This is a genomic window from Agreia sp. PsM10 (genome assembly GCF_030433855.1).
Taxonomy (GTDB): Bacteria; Actinomycetota; Actinomycetes; order Actinomycetales; family Microbacteriaceae; genus Agreia.
The window spans coordinates 347694-363827 of sequence record NZ_JARUXC010000003.1; the positions used below are offsets into that span (position 1 = coordinate 347694).

Consider the following 16134-nt stretch of genomic DNA (forward strand, 5'->3'; position numbering starts at 1 on the left):
CTACTCGAGGTAGTCGCGCAGTGACTGCGACCGCGACGGGTGGCGGAGCTTCGCCATCGTCTTCGACTCGATCTGGCGGATGCGCTCACGCGTGACGCCGAAGGTGTCGCCGATCTGGTCGAGCGTCTTGGGCATTCCGTCGCCCAGACCGAAGCGCATGCGGATCACTCCGGCCTCACGCTCGGAGAGCGAGTCGAGAAGCGACTCGAGCTGCTTCTGAAGCATCGTGAAGCCCACGGCGTCGGCAGGGACGACGGCCTCGGTGTCTTCGATGAGGTCACCGAACTCGCTGTCGCCGTCTTCACCCAGGGGTGTGTGCAGCGAGATGGGCTCGCGGCCGTACTTCTGCACCTCGACGACCTTCTCGGGGGTCATGTCGAGCTCGCGCGACAGCTCCTCGGGCGTCGGTTCGCGACCGAGGTCTTGAAGCATCTGGCGCTGAACGCGGGCGAGCTTGTTGATGACCTCGACCATGTGCACCGGGATGCGGATGGTGCGGGCCTGGTCGGCCATCGCGCGGGTGATCGCCTGGCGGATCCACCACGTGGCATAGGTCGAGAACTTGAAGCCCTTGGTGTAGTCGAACTTCTCGACGGCACGGATGAGGCCCAGGTTTCCTTCCTGGATCAGGTCGAGGAACTGCATTCCTCGGCCCGTGTAGCGCTTGGCGAGGCTCACGACGAGTCGGAGGTTGGCGCCGAGCAGGTGGCTCTTGGCCCGGGCGCCGTCGCGGGCGACCCACTGCAGCTCACGGCCGTAGGCGGACTTCTTCTCGGCCTCGCTCATCGTCGACATGGTGTCTTCGGCGAAGAGGCCGGCCTCGATGCGCATGGCCAGTTCGACCTCTTCGGCCGCGTTCAGGAGCGCGACCTTTCCGATCTGCTTGAGGTAGTCCTTGACCGGGTCGGCGGTGGCGCCGGTGATGGCGGTCGAGTAGACCGGCACATCGCTGTCGTCGTCGGCGTCGGAGATGACGAGCGCGCCCGCGGGCAGCACGATCTCGGCGGCTGCCTTGGGGGCGCTGTCGTCCGACTCGTCGTCGGTCGTGGTCTCGTCTTCGTCGACGACGACCTCGACGATCACGCCGCCATCGGCGTCGTCGTCATCGGATCCGGGGCCGTCTGCCTCGGCGGCGGCCTTGGCCTTCTTGGCGGCGGCAGCGGTCTTCGCGGCGGCGGCCTTGGTAGGTGCCTTCGCGGCGGCGGTCTTGCCGGCGGGCGCCTTCGCAGCTGCAGCAGCTTTCGCGGCTGCGGCCTTCGTCACGGGCTTGGCCGCTGAGGCGGCAGGCTCGTCTGCGGTGGGTTCGAGTGTTGTGGTTGATTTGCGGGTGGCCATACGATCACCTTTCACGCCGGTCTCACCGGGTGGAGTCGACTTCGCGAGTCGATGCCAATTGGAGGCTGGAGTTGTTTTCTGACATTACTAAGACCCATGTCAAGTGCGGGATTTTGATTGCGCCCGGTTGACCGGACACCCTGCACAAGAACGGGTCTCGATTCTCAATTATTGCACGGAATGTGGGAGAGCCCTGCCGACTAGCGGCGCCGGCGTGACCACTTCCCTGCAAGTGCAACCCATAAGGGGGCCACGGATATTCCCTCGTCCTCCTGCAGTCGCCGTCGCGTGTGGCGACGAGCGCGGAGCAGGAAGTACACGCCGGTGCCGACGACGAGGTATTGCACTGCGAAGGCCAGCCTGAACGCGTCCATGGAATACAGCGCGGTGCTGAGGCCGGCGTCGAACTGCACGTCGAGGATGAGCCCGATCAGGAACAGCATGACGAAGCTCGCCATGAATCCGCCCACGTTCACGACCCCGTTGGCCGATCCGAGCGACCGAGCCGGATTGAACGAGCGTGCGAAGTCGAATCCGATGAGGGAGCCCGGCCCTCCGATTCCCAGGGTGATCGTGAGGATCGCGATCAGCCAGATCGGCGGAACGCCGGGCCAGAGGAGGACGGCCGCCCAGACGAGCCCGAGCGATGCGGTGATACCGAGTACGAGGTTCGATCGCCGGAGAGGGAATCGGGCGCTCAGGATGCCGAGGATCGGGCCCGCGATCATGCCCGACACCACGATCACGACGAGAAACGCCGCGGCCACCGGACGATCGAGCCCCACGGCCGAGACCAGGAACGGGAAGCCCCAGAAGATGGTGAACACCGTTCCCGAGGACTGGCTGACGAAATGCGACCAGAACCCCAACTGCGTTCCGGGCCTGCGCAGGGTGGGCGCCAGCATCCGGATCGCCTCGCCCATGCTGGCGACGCGACCGTCGTCGGGGGCACCCTGCGGGCGGTTCCTGAGAAAGGCCGCCGAGAGCACGAGGGCGCAGAAGGACGCCGCCGCGGCGACCGAGAACGCGGGCGTCCACCCGAATCCGTGAAGGATCCAGGCGAAGGGCAGAGCCGAGAGCACCTGGCCGAGCTGGCCGATGTTGCCGACCCACTGGCTCAGCTGGGGAACGATCGGGCCGGCGAACCACGAGTTGACGAGCCGCATCACGGAGATGAACACCGCGGCATCGCCGGCGCCCACGAAGATGCGGCCCAGCACGGCCGTGGGGATGTCGGGTGCGATCGAGAGTACGAGTTGTCCGGTGACCATGAACGCGCAGCCGATCGTGATCAGCCACTTCGGCCCCACGCGGTCGATGAGGATGCCGACCGGGATCTGGAGGCCGGCGTACACGATGAGCTGCACGACGGCGAGCGTCGAGAGAAGCGCGGCCGACGAGTGGAACCTCTCAGCCGCGTCGACTCCGGCGACGCCGAGCGTCGTGCGCTGCATCACCGAGATCATGTAGGCGAAGACGCCGACACCGAAGACCAGCCACGCGCGTCGGGAATTCACGTACTCAATCGTACGGCGACGCAGGAGGCCGGAATCGTCAGAGGCCGAGTGAGGGGCCTGCGTCGTCGTCGCCCGCGCGCCTGATGGCCAGGAACTTCTCGAGTTCTTCGGCGATCTCGTCGGCGGAAGGCAGCTCGCCGTCTTCGTCGGTCAGGGGCGACTTGAGCGGCGTGCCCTGCATGTAGGCGTCGTGACGTTCCTCGAGCGTGCCCACGAGCTTCTCGAGGTCGACATTGGTTCCGACCTGCTCGTCGATCTTCGACAGGAAGACCCGACCCTCTTCGCGGAGTTTGTCGGTGGGGAAGATGAGGCCGGTGGCCGCGCTGATGCTCTCGAGGCTCGACAGTGCCGCCAGCGGGAATTCGGTGTCGGCGAGGTAGTGGGGAACGAGGAGCGCGAAGCCGGCGACCGGATGCGACAACTCCTGCAGGCGGAACTCCACGAGGTGCATCGCATTGGCGGGCACCTGGGTGTGCGGCTTCCACACGGACAGGGCGTCGATGAGCTCGATGCGGTTGCCGCTGACGGTGACCCGGATGGGCCTGGTGTGCGGAACGGGCATGGGGATGGCATGGACCGACGTCGTGGTCTTGACCTTGAGCCGACCGATCAGGTCGATGACGGCCTTGGAGAAGCCCTCCCACCGGAAGTCGGGCTCGAAGCCGTTCAGGAAGAGGAACGGCTGGTTGAGCTCGTCTTGCACGAGATAGAGCCGGAGCGCCGGGGGCTGATAGTCGCTCAGGTGATCTTGGTCGAAGTAGATGATGGGACGGCGCGCTCGATAGTCGAGAAGCGAGTCGGTGTCGAACTCGGCGATCACTCGATTGCTGAGGTTGTCGAGGATGTAGTCGCCGATCTGCGCGCTGGCGCCGCCCGCGTCGGTGAAACCGGTGAGCGACATCACCAGGTCGAGTCCCTCGGGAATGTTGCCGAGCTCGCCGGTGATCTCGTAGAGCTCGCTCGAATCCGTCATGGATTCAACTCTAATCGCGGCAGGAGTCGGAGCCCCGCCGACTCGGCATGCCGAGAGCGAACAACGCCCGGCCTAGGGTTGGAGCATGACTCTCGCCTCACTTGCCACCTCCTCCTCGAACCCCGACGACATCGCCGTCGACGTTCTCGTGCTCGGGGTGACCCGCACCGGCGACGGGCCCGCCCTGGTGGGGGCGGCCGCGTCGTTGCTCGGAGCGGATCCGGCGTTCTCGGATCTCTCCGTGCTCGGCATCACAGGGTCGAAGGACGACCTCGTTCGTCTGCCCGCGCCGGCCGGCATCCAGGCCCGGTCCATCGCACTCGTCGGCCTAGCCTCAGCCGACCCCGGCGCAGACGATCTGCGGTATGCCGCGGGCTCGGCCGCGCGCCGGATGCTCGGGGTCGAGTCGATCGCGCTCGCCCTGCCCGTCGCAGACGAGGCGCAGGCGCAGGCGGTTCTCGAGGGCTGCCTGCTGGGCGCCTATGAGTACGTGGAGTACCGCAGTGAAGGCGGCAGCCCGCGTTCCCGCCCGGCTGCGTCGTTCACTCTCGTGACGTCGGTCGCCGTCTCGTCCGAGGCGATCTCGTATGCGACCGAGGTGGCACGGGCCGTGCACCTGGTTCGCGACCTCGTGAACGAATCGCCGCTCGACCTGTACCCGGAGACGTTCGCCGAACGCGCATCCGAGCTCGCCGACCTGCCAGGCGTCGAGGTCACCACGTGGGACGAGACCCAGCTGGCGAACGATGGCTTCGGCGGAATCCTCGGAGTCGGCCAGGGATCGTCGCGACCCCCTCGCCTCGTCAAGGTCGCCTACTCCCCCGCAGACGGCGAGAAGGCCAGGCACATCGCCCTCGTCGGCAAGGGAATCACCTTCGACTCGGGTGGACTGTCGCTGAAGCCCGCAGCATCGATGATCGGAATGAAGTACGACATGGCCGGCGCGGCCACCGTGCTGTCGGTCGTCCTCGCGGCCGCCCGCCTCGCACTGCCGACGAAGGTGACCGCCTGGCTCTGCCTCGCCGAGAACCTGCCGTCGGCCACGGCGATCCGGCCCGGGGATGTCCTCCGCATCCGCGGCGGCAAGACGGTGGAGGTGCTCAACACCGACGCCGAGGGCCGCCTGGTTCTCGCCGACGGGCTCGTCGCCGCGAGCGAGGAGTCGCCCGACGCCATCATCGACGTGGCCACTCTCACCGGAGCCGCGAGCGTCGCGCTCGGCAACCGCTACGTGGGGACCCTGGGCACCTCGCCGCTCGTGGCAGAGGTTCTCGGCGCCGCGTCGAACGCGGGCGAGCTCTTTTGGCACATGCCCATCGGCGAGGAGTTCCGGTCGATGCTCAACTCGGACATCGCCGACATCGCGAACATCAAGCCGGGCAACACGGCCGGCGGCATGTTGATCGCCGCCGCCTTCCTGAACGACTTCATCGGGGAGGCGGCCGACGGATCCGGACGCATTCCGTGGGTGCACCTCGATATCGCCGGAGCGGGCACGAACAAGGACGCCCTCTACGGCTACACGGGCAAGGGGCCCACCGGAGTGACGGTGCGCACGCTGCTCGCTCTGGCGGCCGCACCGGCTCCCGTGCGGTCCGAGTGATGTGACCGTAGTAGGCTCGACAAGGCGAAAAAACACGTCGCCGCCGTCCGTTCCGCCCATCCTGCGGAGTGCGGGCAGAGATGCAGCTTCACGAGGGAGTCACCGCGAGTGTCTGAACAGAATTTCGACCTGGTCGTCCTCGGCGGCGGAAGCGGCGGCTACGCGGCCGCACTCCGAGCCAGTCTTCTCGGCCTCACCGTAGGCCTGATCGAGAAGGACAAACTGGGCGGAACCTGTCTGCATCGCGGCTGCATCCCCACGAAGGCCCTCCTGCACTCGGCCGAGGTGGCCGATGTGGCACGCGGCGCGGCCAAGTACGGCATCTCGACCTCGTTCGACGGGGTCGACATGAACGGCGTCACCGCCTACCGCGAGAGCATCGTCTCGAGCAAGTTCAAGGGTCTGGAAGGGCTCATCAAGGCGCGCAAGATCACGGTCATCCGGGGTGAGGGGCGTCTGGTCTCCCCCACGCAGGTGCGTGTCGGCGACGATGTCGTCACCGGCAAGAACGTCGTGCTCGCCACGGGTTCCTACGCCCGCTCGCTTCCCGGCCTCGAGATCGGGGGCCGCGTCATCACCAGCGAGCAGGCGCTCGAACTCGATTTCGTGCCGAAGAAGGTCGCCATCCTCGGCGGCGGCGTCATCGGTGTCGAATTCGCCAGCGTGTGGAAGTCGTTCGGCTCCGACGTCACGATCATCGAAGCGCTGCCCCACCTCGTGCCCAACGAGGAGGAATCGATCAGCAAGCAGTTCGAGCGCGCCTTCCGCAAGCGCGGCATCGAGTTCTCGCTCGGCACCCGGTTCCAGTCGGTCGATCAGAACGACGACGGCGTCGTCGTCACGCTGGAGGACGGCCGCCGCATCGAGGCGGAGCTTCTTCTCGTGGCCGTCGGACGCGGGCCGTCGACGCAGAACCTCGGATTCGAAGAGGTCGGTGTCGAGATCGATCGCGGATTCGTCATCACCAACGAGCGCCTCGAGACGAATATCCCCGGCCTCTACGCGGTCGGCGACATCGTTCCCGGTCTGCAGCTCGCCCACCGCGGATTCCAGCACGGAATCTTCGTGGCCGAGGAGATTGCCGGCCTCGCGCCGCAGATCGTCGAGGATGTCAACATCCCCAAAGTTACTTACTCCGACCCCGAGGTCGCGTCCGTCGGTCTCACGGAGGCGCGGGCGATCGCCCAATACGGACAGGACCGGGTCACCTCGTACGACTACAGCCTCGGCGGCAACGGCAAGAGCCACATCATCGGAACCACCGGGTCGGTCAAGGTTGTGCGAGTGGCCGACGGGCCTGTCGTGGGAATCCACATGATCGGGGCCCGAGTGGGAGAACTGATCGGCGAGGCGCAGCTCATCGTCAATTGGGAGGCCTACCCGGAGGACGTCGCGCAACTGGTGCACGCCCACCCCACTCAGAACGAGGCTCTCGGCGAGGCACACCTCGCCCTCGCAGGCAAGCCCCTGCACGCGCTCTGACCGCCCCGCGTTCCGCACAGACTCAATACAAGTAAGCTAAAAACCACGATCGGTTTCTAAAGGAGACAAGCTAATGAGCGAATCCGTCAACCTTCCAGCACTCGGTGAGAGTGTCACAGAGGGAACGGTAACCCGCTGGCTCAAGAGTGTGGGAGACCGCGTCGAGGTCGACGAACCCCTGCTCGAAGTGTCAACGGACAAGGTGGACACCGAGATCCCGTCACCCGTAGCCGGTGTGATCGAGGAGATCCTGGTTCAGGAGGACGAGACCGTCGAGGTCGGCACAGCTCTCGTGCGCATCGGAGACGGAAGCTCGGCAGCGCCGTCCGCTGCTCCGGCCGAGCCCGCAGCGGCTGCCGAACCCGAGGCTGCACCCGCCCCTGAGGCACCTGAGGAGATCCCCGCCGAGGAACCGTCGACCGAAGCGGAGACGGAAGCCGAGGCTCCCGCTCCGGCGCCCGAGCCCGAGGCTGCTCCGGCCGCGACGCCCGAGCCCACTCCCGCTCCTGCTGCCGCAGCACCGGCTCCCGCCGCTGCCGCGCCTGCCGCTGCCGCGCCTGCTCCTGCTCCCGCCGCTGCACCTGCGCCCGCCGCAGCTGCACCTGCCGCGTCGTCCGACGACTCTTCGCGTGCCGCCAACGCCGGTTACGTCACTCCGCTCGTCCGCAAGCTCGCTGGCGACAACGGCATCGACCTGTCGACGCTCACCGGCAGCGGCGTCGGTGGTCGCATCCGCAAGGAAGACGTTCTCGCCGCGGCCGAAGCGGCCAAGGCCGCCCCCGCTGCAGCCACGTCAGAGGCACCGAAGGCCGTCTCCACGACGCTGCCGGTGTCCGACCTTCGTGGAACGACGCAGCCGATGTCGCGCCTCCGCAAGGTCGTCGCGCAGCGTGCGGTCGAGTCCATGCAGTCCACCGCTCAGCTGACCAGCGTGGTCGAGGTCGACGTCACCCGCGTCGCCGCTCTGCGAGACAAGGTCAAGGCGACGTTCCAGGAGAAGACGGGCAACAAGCTCAGCTTCCTCCCCTTCTTCGCTCTCGCGGCCACCGAGGCGCTGAAGGCCTACCCGATCATCAACGCCACGGTCGATGGCGACAGTATCGTCTACCCCGACCACGAGAACGTGAGCATCGCCGTCGACACCGAGCGCGGACTGCTGACGCCCGTCGTGAAGAATGCCGGTGAGCTCGACCTGGCCGGCTTCGCTCGCGAGATCGCCGACCTGGCCACGAGGACCCGCGACAACAAGCTCAAGCCCGACGAGCTTGCCGGTGGCACGTTCACGCTGACCAACACGGGTTCGCGCGGCGCGCTCTTCGACACACCGGTCGTCTTCCTTCCGCAGGTCGCGATCCTCGGCACCGGCATCGTTTCGCGCAAGCCGCTCGTCATCAAGACCGACGAGGGCGAGGCGATCGCCATCCGCTCGACCGTCTACCTGGCGCTCAGCTACGATCACCGCATCGTCGACGGTGCCGACGCGGCCCGCTTCCTCGTCGCCGTGAAGAACCGCCTCGAAGAAGGCGCGTTCGAGGGCAACCTCGGTTACTGATCGCTGACGAACACGTCACGCACCCGCCAACCGGCCTCCTCCTTCATCAGAAGGAACGAGGCCGGTTGGTCGTTAAACCGGGCCGCGACAAGCGCTGAGCCGCCCCACGATCCCGTCACGATCGCCTCCGAGGCGTCGATCACGAGCGGAACGGTCACATCGGCCCTCGATGCCAGATAGTCGGGCTGGAAGACGTCAGTGAGACAGGCCTCCTGCTCCGCAGAGGCGGCACACCCTTCGGAGACGGCCGACAGACCGCGCAGGGCGTCGGCGGGATCCTCTGACTGCGCGAGGCTCGCGTCCTCGCCGTTCGTCTCGGCCAGCGGTTCGCGGGCCGGAGCAGGTGCCTCGGACGGCTCGCTCGACGGCACCACATCGACTCCCGCCTGGGCCTGATCTCGCGGCACAGGAAGCGCCAGCAGCAACGCTGTCGTTGCGACCACGGCACAGAGGGCCCCGACGAGCAGCGGTCGGCGGCCCACTCGTCTCGCCGTCGGGTGCCGGCTGGTCGGTTGCCGTTGTTCGTTGCGTGTGTCGGCCACCGACGCCGAGGCATCCGAGGCGATCCGATTCGACCCTCGCGCCGTCGCATCGACGATGCGGGAGGCGACCTCGAGCGCCGACGACGACGCACCGAGGATGCGCAGAGCGGCGATGAGCCTGTTCTCCGCCGGCGCGGGAGGGGGTGCGGCAGTCGATGCCTGCCAGTCGTACTCTGCGGTCTGTGTCTGCTGAGTCTCCCGAGTCGTCGGCACGACGGCATCGGGCTCGGTCGGCTCGCGTGCGGCCGAGCGAGGCCGTCCGCCACCCAGGGCGTGGTTCGGCAGGATGACGGAGTCGGGTGACGCGACGGCGAAGAGCCGCCCTTCCAGCCGTGGGAGGAAGTCCGCGCTCGGCCCGACGCCGACCTCGGCAGCCGAGGCCACGATGTCGAAGCCTCTCAGCTCGGTCGGGTCGACGTGGGCGAGCACTCCCTCGACGACGGCGAGGAGGCCCCGGTGGTCGGCGAGGACCGCGGAACGCCAGACTGCTTCAGGCGACTCCGCCGATGTCTCGGAGCGCAATCGTGCATGCGACCTGGAGTTCGCTCCCCGCGCGAGCGGCGAGGCGCGAAGCACTCCGCGACCGAATCCCGTGAGCACCGGAGCTCCGCGTTGATCGAAGACGATCCTGCGGAGATGAATGGCGCCGTGCGTGACGCCGGCCTCGTGGAGCGCCTGCACCGCTGCGCACAGGGGTGCGAGGATCGTCACGGCCTGCCCCGCGGTCAGCCTCTGTGGGTTGTCGACATAGGCAGACAGCGCGGGGCCGGGCAGTCTTTCGAGCACGAGGCAGGGTGGCTCGCCCGATTCGACCGTCGCGATGTCGATGAGCCGCACGACATGAGTGGTCGCCGGCGCACTCAGCGCGGCGAGTTCGACGTCGATGCTGCTCGCGGACGTCTCGGCGTGAAAGACCTTGACGAGCCGTGCGCGAGGGTGCGGCTCGGCGCTCGGCGAAGTCGGACGCGCAAGCAGGAGAGTGGCCCTCGAACCGACGGCGAACCGTCTCATGACCCTGTGCCCTGCCACGTCGTCGAGCCGCGATCCGTGCGGCTCGCCCGGCGTGCGCCGCTCGTTCGCCGCCCGCTCGGTGCCCGGTGGCGGGGCTGTCGGAAGACTGCGGCCGTATCTCATCTCTCGACAGTGCCGTTCGGCGGGACCATGCTGCCCGGTTGGGCGAACGATCTGTGCAGAGTCGACCACGCGCGGAGCGTGTGGAGGAGCGGTGCCGCTGCCATGAGCGAACGTGTCCGCACGATCGAAGCCGACTCGGTATCCTTGACGCATGGCACGCAAGACTGAGCAATCCACCCCCAAGCCCCCCAAAGAGCCGGGCCGCATCAAGCAGATGTGGCAGGTCTTCACGATGACCCGTCGCTACGACAAGAACGTCGTCTGGATCATGGCGCTGGGCTTTCTGCTCCCCGTCGCCGCGGGCCTGATCGTCGCCCTTCTCCTGTCTGACGGCAACGGCTTCGCCATGGCCATGTGGATCGTCGCCGGTGTCCTCGCGGGCTTCCTCGTCGCGCTCATCATCCTCGGCCGTCGAGCCGAACGTGCCGCCTACGGTCAGATCGCAGGCCAGCCCGGTGCAGTCGGCGCCGTTCTCCGCTCCAGCCTCAAGCGCAGCTGGCGTGGCAGCGAGATGCCCGTGGCCGTGAACGGAAAGACCCAGGACGCGGTATACCGCGCGGTCGGCCGTGGCGGTGTCGTGCTCATCAGCGAAGGGTCCAAGACCCGCACGACGCGCATGCTCGAAGAAGAGCGCCGCAAGGTGCTGCGCGTGCTCCCCAACGTGCCGGTCACGTTCCTCTACGTCGACTCCCACGACCCCGACGCCCTCCCCCTGCACAAGGTCGCCAGCCGCATGGCCAAGGTGAAGCCCGCGCTGAACAAGGCCGAGGTCATGGCCGTGAGCAACCGACTCACCTCACTGGGGTCGACGGGCATGCCCATCCCCAAGGGCGTCGATCCCTTCAAGGTTCGCCCCCAGCGAGGTCGCTGACCCGACTCAGCGACGCATGACGAGAACCGTGCCGGCGAACACGTCGTGCAGGCCGCGCTGGTCCGAGTCCCAGATGAGCGCGGGTATGAGCAGCAGCAGCAGCGCCGTGCGCAGAATCGGGCGCCACACCCCGGCGTAGCTCCCGTCGACTTTGACGAGGCGTATGCCGAGCAGAAAATGCCCCAGGCCACTGCCCAGAGTCGTGAGCAGAACGATCTGCTCGACGGCGAAGATGACCAGGCTCGCCCAGTCGTTGCCGAAGAAGAAGGCGAAGTAGACGACGTAGCAGGCGGCGAAGTCGATCAGGATCGCGACGAGTCGTCGACCGCTGCGAGCGACCGACCCGATGCCCGTTCGCGGAAAGCCCATCCGCTCCCCCGGCCAGTTGCTGGGAGGCGCCCCGTTGGGCGATGACGAGACGGTTGAAGTGGGCACCAGACGAGTTTACGACCGTCGTCGTGGGCGCATTGAGGGCAAGCCGTAACATGCTCGAAACAATTGTGTCACTGCTGGGTAATGGCTTCCCCGTAGGCTCGGGACGGCTGCGTTCGCAGCTGTTCCTCTGTACCAAGCCATTTGGAGTCTCTCACATGTTCAGTGATTCTTCCGAGGTGCTCAAGTTCATCAAGGACACGGACGTAAAGTTCCTTGATATTCGGTTCACCGACCTTCCCGGTGTCCAGCAGCACATCACCATCCCCGCCTCCACGGTAGACGAGTCGTTCTTCACCGTCGGGCAGATGTTCGACGGATCGTCGATCCGCGGTTTCGCCTCGATCCACGAGTCGGACATGCAGATCATCCCCGACGTCTCGACGGCCTACATCGACCCGTTCCGCGTCAACCGCACGCTGATCATGATCTTCGACATCTACAACCCGCGCAACGGCGAGATCTACCACCGCGACCCGCGCCAGGTGGCCAAGAAGGCCGAGAAGTACCTCGCGTCGACCGGCATCGCCGACACCGCGTTCTTCGCTCCCGAGGCCGAGTTCTACATCTTCGACGACGTCAAGTACGAAGTGAACCAGCACTCCAGCTCCTACTCGGTCGACTCCGACGAGGCGGCCTGGAACTCCGGCCGCACGGAAGAGGGCGGAAACCTCGCCAACAAGACCCCCTACAAGGGCGGCTACTTCCCCGTCAGCCCGGTCGACAAGCACGCCGATCTGCGCGACGACATCGTGCTCGAACTGATGGCTGCCGGTCTCGAGGTCGAGCGCGGTCACCACGAGGTCGGCACTGCAGGCCAGGGCGAGATCAACTACAAGTTCGACACGATGGTCCACGCGGCCGACGACATCCTGAAGTTCAAGTACATCGTCAAGAACGTGGCCGAGCGCTGGGGCAAGACGGCGACGTTCATGCCGAAGCCGCTCTTCGGTGACAACGGTTCCGGCATGCACACCCACCAGTCGCTCTGGAACGACGGCGCGCCGCTGTTCTACGACGAGGCCGGCTACGGCGGACTGAGCGACATCGCTCGCTGGTACATCGGTGGAATCCTGGCTCACGCCCCCGCCGTCTACGCGTTCACGAACCCGTCGGTCAACAGCTACCACCGCCTCGTCCCCGGCTTCGAAGCCCCGGTCAACCTGGTCTACTCGGCCGGCAACCGCTCGGCGTCGATCCGCATCCCGATCACGGGCACGAACCCGAAGGCCAAGCGCATCGAGTTCCGCACGCCGGATGCCTCGGGCAACCCGTACCTCGCGTTCGCGGCTCAGCTGATGGCCGGCCTCGACGGAATCGTCAACCGCATCGAGCCCCACGAGCCCGTCGACAAGGACCTGTACGAGCTGCCGCCCGAAGAGGCGAAGCTCATCCCGCAGGGCCCCGCGTCGCTCGGCGAGGCGCTCGACGCGCTCGAGGCAGACCACGAGTTCCTGCTTCAGGGCAACGTGTTCACGATCGACCTGATCGAGAACTGGATCAGCTACAAGCGCGAGAACGAGATCAAGCCGCTCCAGCAGCGTCCGCACCCGTTCGAGTTCGAGCTGTACTACGGCGTCTAAGCACCGAGCTCACCAAGACAGGGCCGCATCCTCATCGGAGGGTGCGGCCCTGTTCGTCGTCTGCAGCGGGTCAGGAGCCGTAGAAGAGTCTTTCGAAGACGGCGCGGGCCCGTCGGGTGACCCCGAGGTAGTCCTCCTCCAACGTGGTCGCCGATCCCGGTGGGTACTCCAGCAGCCGGGCGATGCCCTCGAGCGCCTTCCGGTCGCTCGGGAGCACGTCGGAGTTCTTGTTCGCCCACAGGGTCACGGCCGATCGGGCCCGTGATGCGAAGACCCAGGCCGCACGAAGAACGGATGCATCGGTGCCGCTCACGAGGTCGGCCGCGACGGCCGCATCCAGAGCTTCGAGCGTCGACGTCGTGCGCAGGCTGGGCACCCTGCTCCCCCACTGCAGCTGGGTCAGCTGAACGAGCCACTCGACATCGCTGAGGCTGCCCCGCCCCAGTTTGAGGTGCCTGAGCGGATCGGTTCCCTGGGGCAGGCGTTCGTTCTCGACCCGGGCCTTGATCCTCTTGACCTCGCGCACCTCCTTCTCCGCGATCTCGGAAGGGAACCTCACCGTGTCGGCGAGCTGCTCGAAGTCCCTCACGAGCGCCTCGTCACCGGTGAGTCCGCGCGCCCGCAGAAGCGCCTGCGCCTCCCAGGTGAGAGACCACCGTGCGTAGTAGGCCCTGTACGAATCGAGGGAGCGCACGATCGCGCCGTTCTTGCCCTCGGGCCGCAGATCGATGTCGATGTCGAGCGGAAGGCGGTGGTCTTCGGTGAGGCGCTTGATCTCGGTGACGATGGCCCGAGCAGCAGCCGCGGCCACCTCGCTCTCGACCGATACGGGTCGGTAGACGTACATCACGTCGGTGTCCGAACCGAAGCCGACCTCCCGACCGCCCAGCCGGCCCATGCCGATGATGGCGAACTCGATTCCGTCTCCGCCCTGCGCTGCAGAGGACTGCCGCACGACGGAGACGATGCCGGTCAGCAGCACCGTCGTGACGTCGGTCAGTCCGTGGGCGAGCTCGTCGACCGTGATGATTCCGAGGATGGAGGAGATGGCCAACCGCAGCACCTCACGACGGCGAGCGGCCCGCAGAGCGCTGGCCGCGGCATCCGGCGTGTCGTGACGTGCGATGATCGCGCGCATCTCCTCGTCGAGCAGCGCGTACGGCCGGGGCCTGAGCTCCTCCTCGTTCTCCAGCCAGGCGGCCGCCTCCGGTATGCCCTGCAGCAGCTGGCCGACGTAGCGCGAGGCGGACAGGACGTGGGTGAGCCGCGCGGCGGCTCCTGACGAGTCGCGCAGCATGCGCAGGAACCAGTACGTGTCGCCCAACGAGTCGCTGAGGCGCCGGAATGCGAGCAGTCCGTAATCGGGGTCGGCTCCGTCGGCGAACCACTGCAGCATGACCGGGAGCAGATGCCGCTGGATACTGGCCTTGCGGGACACGCCCGAGGTCATCGCCTCGATGTGCTTCAGCGCACCCCTGGGGTCGATGAAGCCGATGGCCGCGAGCCGTGCCTCGGCCTGCTGGCTGGTGAGAGCCACGTCGTCGGCCGAGAGTCCGGCGACGGCCGCGAGGAGCGGGCGGTAGAACAGGCGCACGTGGAGGTTGCGGACCCGGTGCTTGATGCCGTTCCAGCGCTCGATCAGCTGGGCAGCGGAGGGCTCGAGGTCGGTGGCCCGGGCGAGCACGCGCTGGCCCAGTTCGTCACGCGGCATCAGATGGGTGCGCTTCAGGAAGCGCAGCTGCAGGCGGTGCTCGAGAAGCCGGAGAATCCGGTAGTCCTCGGCGAACTCGACCTGTTCCGCCCGACCGATGTAGCCGCGATCGGCGAGGGCGGTCAGAGCCGCGATGGTGCCCGCCTGGTGGATCTCGTCGTCGTTCTGTCCGTGCACGAGTTGCAGCAGCTGCACAGTGAACTCGATGTCGCGCAGGCCGCCCGGCCCGAGCTTGATCTGGTAGTGCACGTCGTCGGCGGGAATGTGCTGGGTCACGCGCTCGCGCATCTTCTGCGCCGACTCGACGAACCCTTCCCGAGAGGCGCTCGACCACACGCGGGGCGCCATCGCCGCCACGTACTGGCGGCCGAGCTCCGCGTCGCCGGCCAACGGCCTCGCCTTGAGCAGGGCCTGGAACTCCCAGCTCTTCGCCCATCGGTCGTAGTACGCGACGTGCGATTCGAGCGAGCGCACGAGGGCCCCGTCCTTGCCCTCGGGACGAAGATTCGGGTCGACCTCCCACAGGCCAGGCTCCAACCCCGATTCGTAGATGCCCCTCATGGTCAGCATCGCGAGTCGCGTCGCGATCTCGATCGACCGCTCCGGCGGCAGCTCGCTGTCGGGCTCGCCCTCGCCCACGAAGATCACATCGACGTCGCTCACGTAGTTGAGTTCGCGAGCTCCGGCCTTGCCCATGCCGATGATCGCGAGACGGGTCTGGGACACGCTGTCGTGGTCGAAGAACCAGAGTCCGAGGCCTTTCGTCGACAGGGTCGTGCGAGCCACCGAGAGCGAGGCCTCGAGGGCTCCGGCGGCCAGGTCGGCGAGCGCGGACGCGATGCGGTCGAGCCCGGTCACCGGGTCGGCCTGCTCGAGGTCGTAGGCGGCCACTCGTGCGAGCAGACCGCGATACCGCACACGCAGGGCGGTCCAGGCCTGTTCACCGGATGCCGACGCGAACCCGTCGACGGAGCCCACGGACTCGAGAAGGGCCGATCGGGAGTCGTCCGCGGTGGGGAGCTGCAGGCGTGGATCGACGAGGACGTCGAGTTCGGACGGATGCCGCGCGAAGAAGTCGCCGAGTCCCTTGGATGCGCCGAGAACCCGGATCAGCCGAAGCCGATAGCGTTCGTCGGCAAGGATCGGCGCGACATGGTCGGGCGACCGCCGCAGAAGGTGGGCCAGGCAGCCGAGCGCCTGGTCGGGGTCGGCCGCGGAGGGAATGGCCGCGATGAGATCGTCGACATCGAGGCCGGCCAGCGTGGCGACGACGTGCAGCTGCTCGTCGGCCCAGTCGAGATCGGCGAAGCCCAGACGGGCCAGATAGGTGAGTGATCTCGTTTCGCGCATGGTCCTCCGGCAGGCAGTGCGGCGACCTCGCCGCACTGCCGTGCAGTGA

The 16134-nt window shown here is 67.1% G+C and carries 11 protein-coding genes; 5 read left to right on the forward strand and 6 right to left on the reverse strand.

From position 1 onward, the window contains the following. The 3 genes from QCD70_RS05715 to QCD70_RS05725 form a co-directional block, all read right to left on the reverse strand. Positions 1–1335 (reverse strand): RNA polymerase sigma factor, encoded by a 1335-nt coding sequence (locus tag QCD70_RS05715; protein ID WP_301214173.1) that lies wholly within the window; start codon positions 1333–1335, stop codon positions 1–3. Positions 1336–1535: 200 nt separating this feature from the next. Continuing rightward, a complete protein-coding gene (locus QCD70_RS05720; protein ID WP_301214174.1) occupies positions 1536–2852 on the reverse strand; it encodes an MFS transporter in 1317 nt (438 codons plus the stop codon). Between the two features lie 37 nt (positions 2853–2889). Next, positions 2890–3825 carry a proteasome assembly chaperone family protein gene (locus QCD70_RS05725; protein ID WP_301214175.1) on the reverse strand — a complete coding sequence of 312 codons (936 nt, stop codon included), beginning with the start codon at positions 3823–3825 and terminating at the stop codon, positions 2890–2892. Between the two features lie 85 nt (positions 3826–3910). Between QCD70_RS05725 and QCD70_RS05730 the strand changes: the two genes are divergently transcribed. The 3 genes from QCD70_RS05730 (at position 3911) to sucB (ending at position 8462) form a co-directional block, all read left to right on the forward strand. Further along, positions 3911–5428, forward strand: coding sequence for a leucyl aminopeptidase (locus QCD70_RS05730; protein ID WP_301214176.1), 1518 nt, complete (start codon positions 3911–3913; stop codon positions 5426–5428). Between the two features lie 108 nt (positions 5429–5536). Next, positions 5537–6910, forward strand: a complete 1374-nt coding sequence (gene lpdA / locus QCD70_RS05735; protein WP_301214177.1) for a dihydrolipoyl dehydrogenase — start codon at positions 5537–5539, stop codon at positions 6908–6910. Positions 6911–6983: 73 nt separating this feature from the next. Then, entirely contained in the window at positions 6984–8462 is a 1479-nt protein-coding gene (gene sucB, locus QCD70_RS05740) for a 2-oxoglutarate dehydrogenase, E2 component, dihydrolipoamide succinyltransferase (protein WP_301214178.1), read from the forward strand. On the opposite strand, the gene QCD70_RS05745 is transcribed toward sucB, so the two are convergent. Beyond that, positions 8456–10138 carry a protein kinase gene (locus QCD70_RS05745; protein ID WP_301214179.1) on the reverse strand — a complete coding sequence of 561 codons (1683 nt, stop codon included), beginning with the start codon at positions 10136–10138 and terminating at the stop codon, positions 8456–8458. The genes sucB and QCD70_RS05745 overlap by 7 nt on opposite strands. A 151-nt stretch (positions 10139–10289) precedes the next feature. Here QCD70_RS05745 and QCD70_RS05750 point away from each other — a divergent pair, with 151 nt between their 5' ends. Then, complete coding sequence (locus QCD70_RS05750) at positions 10290–11009, forward strand: DUF4191 domain-containing protein (RefSeq protein ID WP_055929010.1); 720 nt, start codon at positions 10290–10292, stop codon at positions 11007–11009. Positions 11010–11015: 6 nt separating this feature from the next. Here QCD70_RS05750 and QCD70_RS05755 read toward each other — a convergent pair whose 3' ends face one another. Next, positions 11016–11444 carry an RDD family protein gene (locus QCD70_RS05755; RefSeq protein ID WP_441004916.1) on the reverse strand — a complete coding sequence of 143 codons (429 nt, stop codon included), beginning with the start codon at positions 11442–11444 and terminating at the stop codon, positions 11016–11018. A 155-nt stretch (positions 11445–11599) separates the two neighbouring features. Here QCD70_RS05755 and glnA point away from each other — a divergent pair, with 155 nt between their 5' ends. Continuing rightward, complete coding sequence (glnA, locus tag QCD70_RS05760; protein WP_055929015.1) at positions 11600–13024, forward strand: type I glutamate--ammonia ligase; 1425 nt, start codon at positions 11600–11602, stop codon at positions 13022–13024. 70 nt (positions 13025–13094) lie between these two features. On the opposite strand, the gene QCD70_RS05765 is transcribed toward glnA, so the two are convergent. Next, positions 13095–16085, reverse strand: coding sequence for a bifunctional [glutamine synthetase] adenylyltransferase/[glutamine synthetase]-adenylyl-L-tyrosine phosphorylase (locus QCD70_RS05765; protein WP_301214180.1), 2991 nt, complete (start codon positions 16083–16085; stop codon positions 13095–13097). Between the last annotated feature and the right edge of the window lie 49 nt (positions 16086–16134).

Excerpts from the sequence above, each read along its gene's own strand:
- QCD70_RS05730 (WP_301214176.1), top strand. The coding sequence starts at position 3,911 with ATGACTCTCGCCTCACTTGCCACCTCCTCCTCGAACCCCGACGACATC.
- QCD70_RS05725 (WP_301214175.1), bottom strand. The coding sequence starts at position 3,825 with ATGACGGATTCGAGCGAGCTCTACGAGATCACCGGCGAGCTCGGCAAC.
- sucB (WP_301214178.1), top strand. The coding sequence starts at position 6,984 with ATGAGCGAATCCGTCAACCTTCCAGCACTCGGTGAGAGTGTCACAGAG.
- QCD70_RS05745 (WP_301214179.1), bottom strand. The coding sequence starts at position 10,138 with ATGAGATACGGCCGCAGTCTTCCGACAGCCCCGCCACCGGGCACCGAG.
- glnA (WP_055929015.1), top strand. The coding sequence starts at position 11,600 with ATGTTCAGTGATTCTTCCGAGGTGCTCAAGTTCATCAAGGACACGGAC.
- QCD70_RS05765 (WP_301214180.1), bottom strand. The coding sequence starts at position 16,085 with ATGCGCGAAACGAGATCACTCACCTATCTGGCCCGTCTGGGCTTCGCC.
- QCD70_RS05750 (WP_055929010.1), top strand. The coding sequence starts at position 10,290 with ATGGCACGCAAGACTGAGCAATCCACCCCCAAGCCCCCCAAAGAGCCG.
- QCD70_RS05715 (WP_301214173.1), bottom strand. The coding sequence starts at position 1,335 with ATGGCCACCCGCAAATCAACCACAACACTCGAACCCACCGCAGACGAG.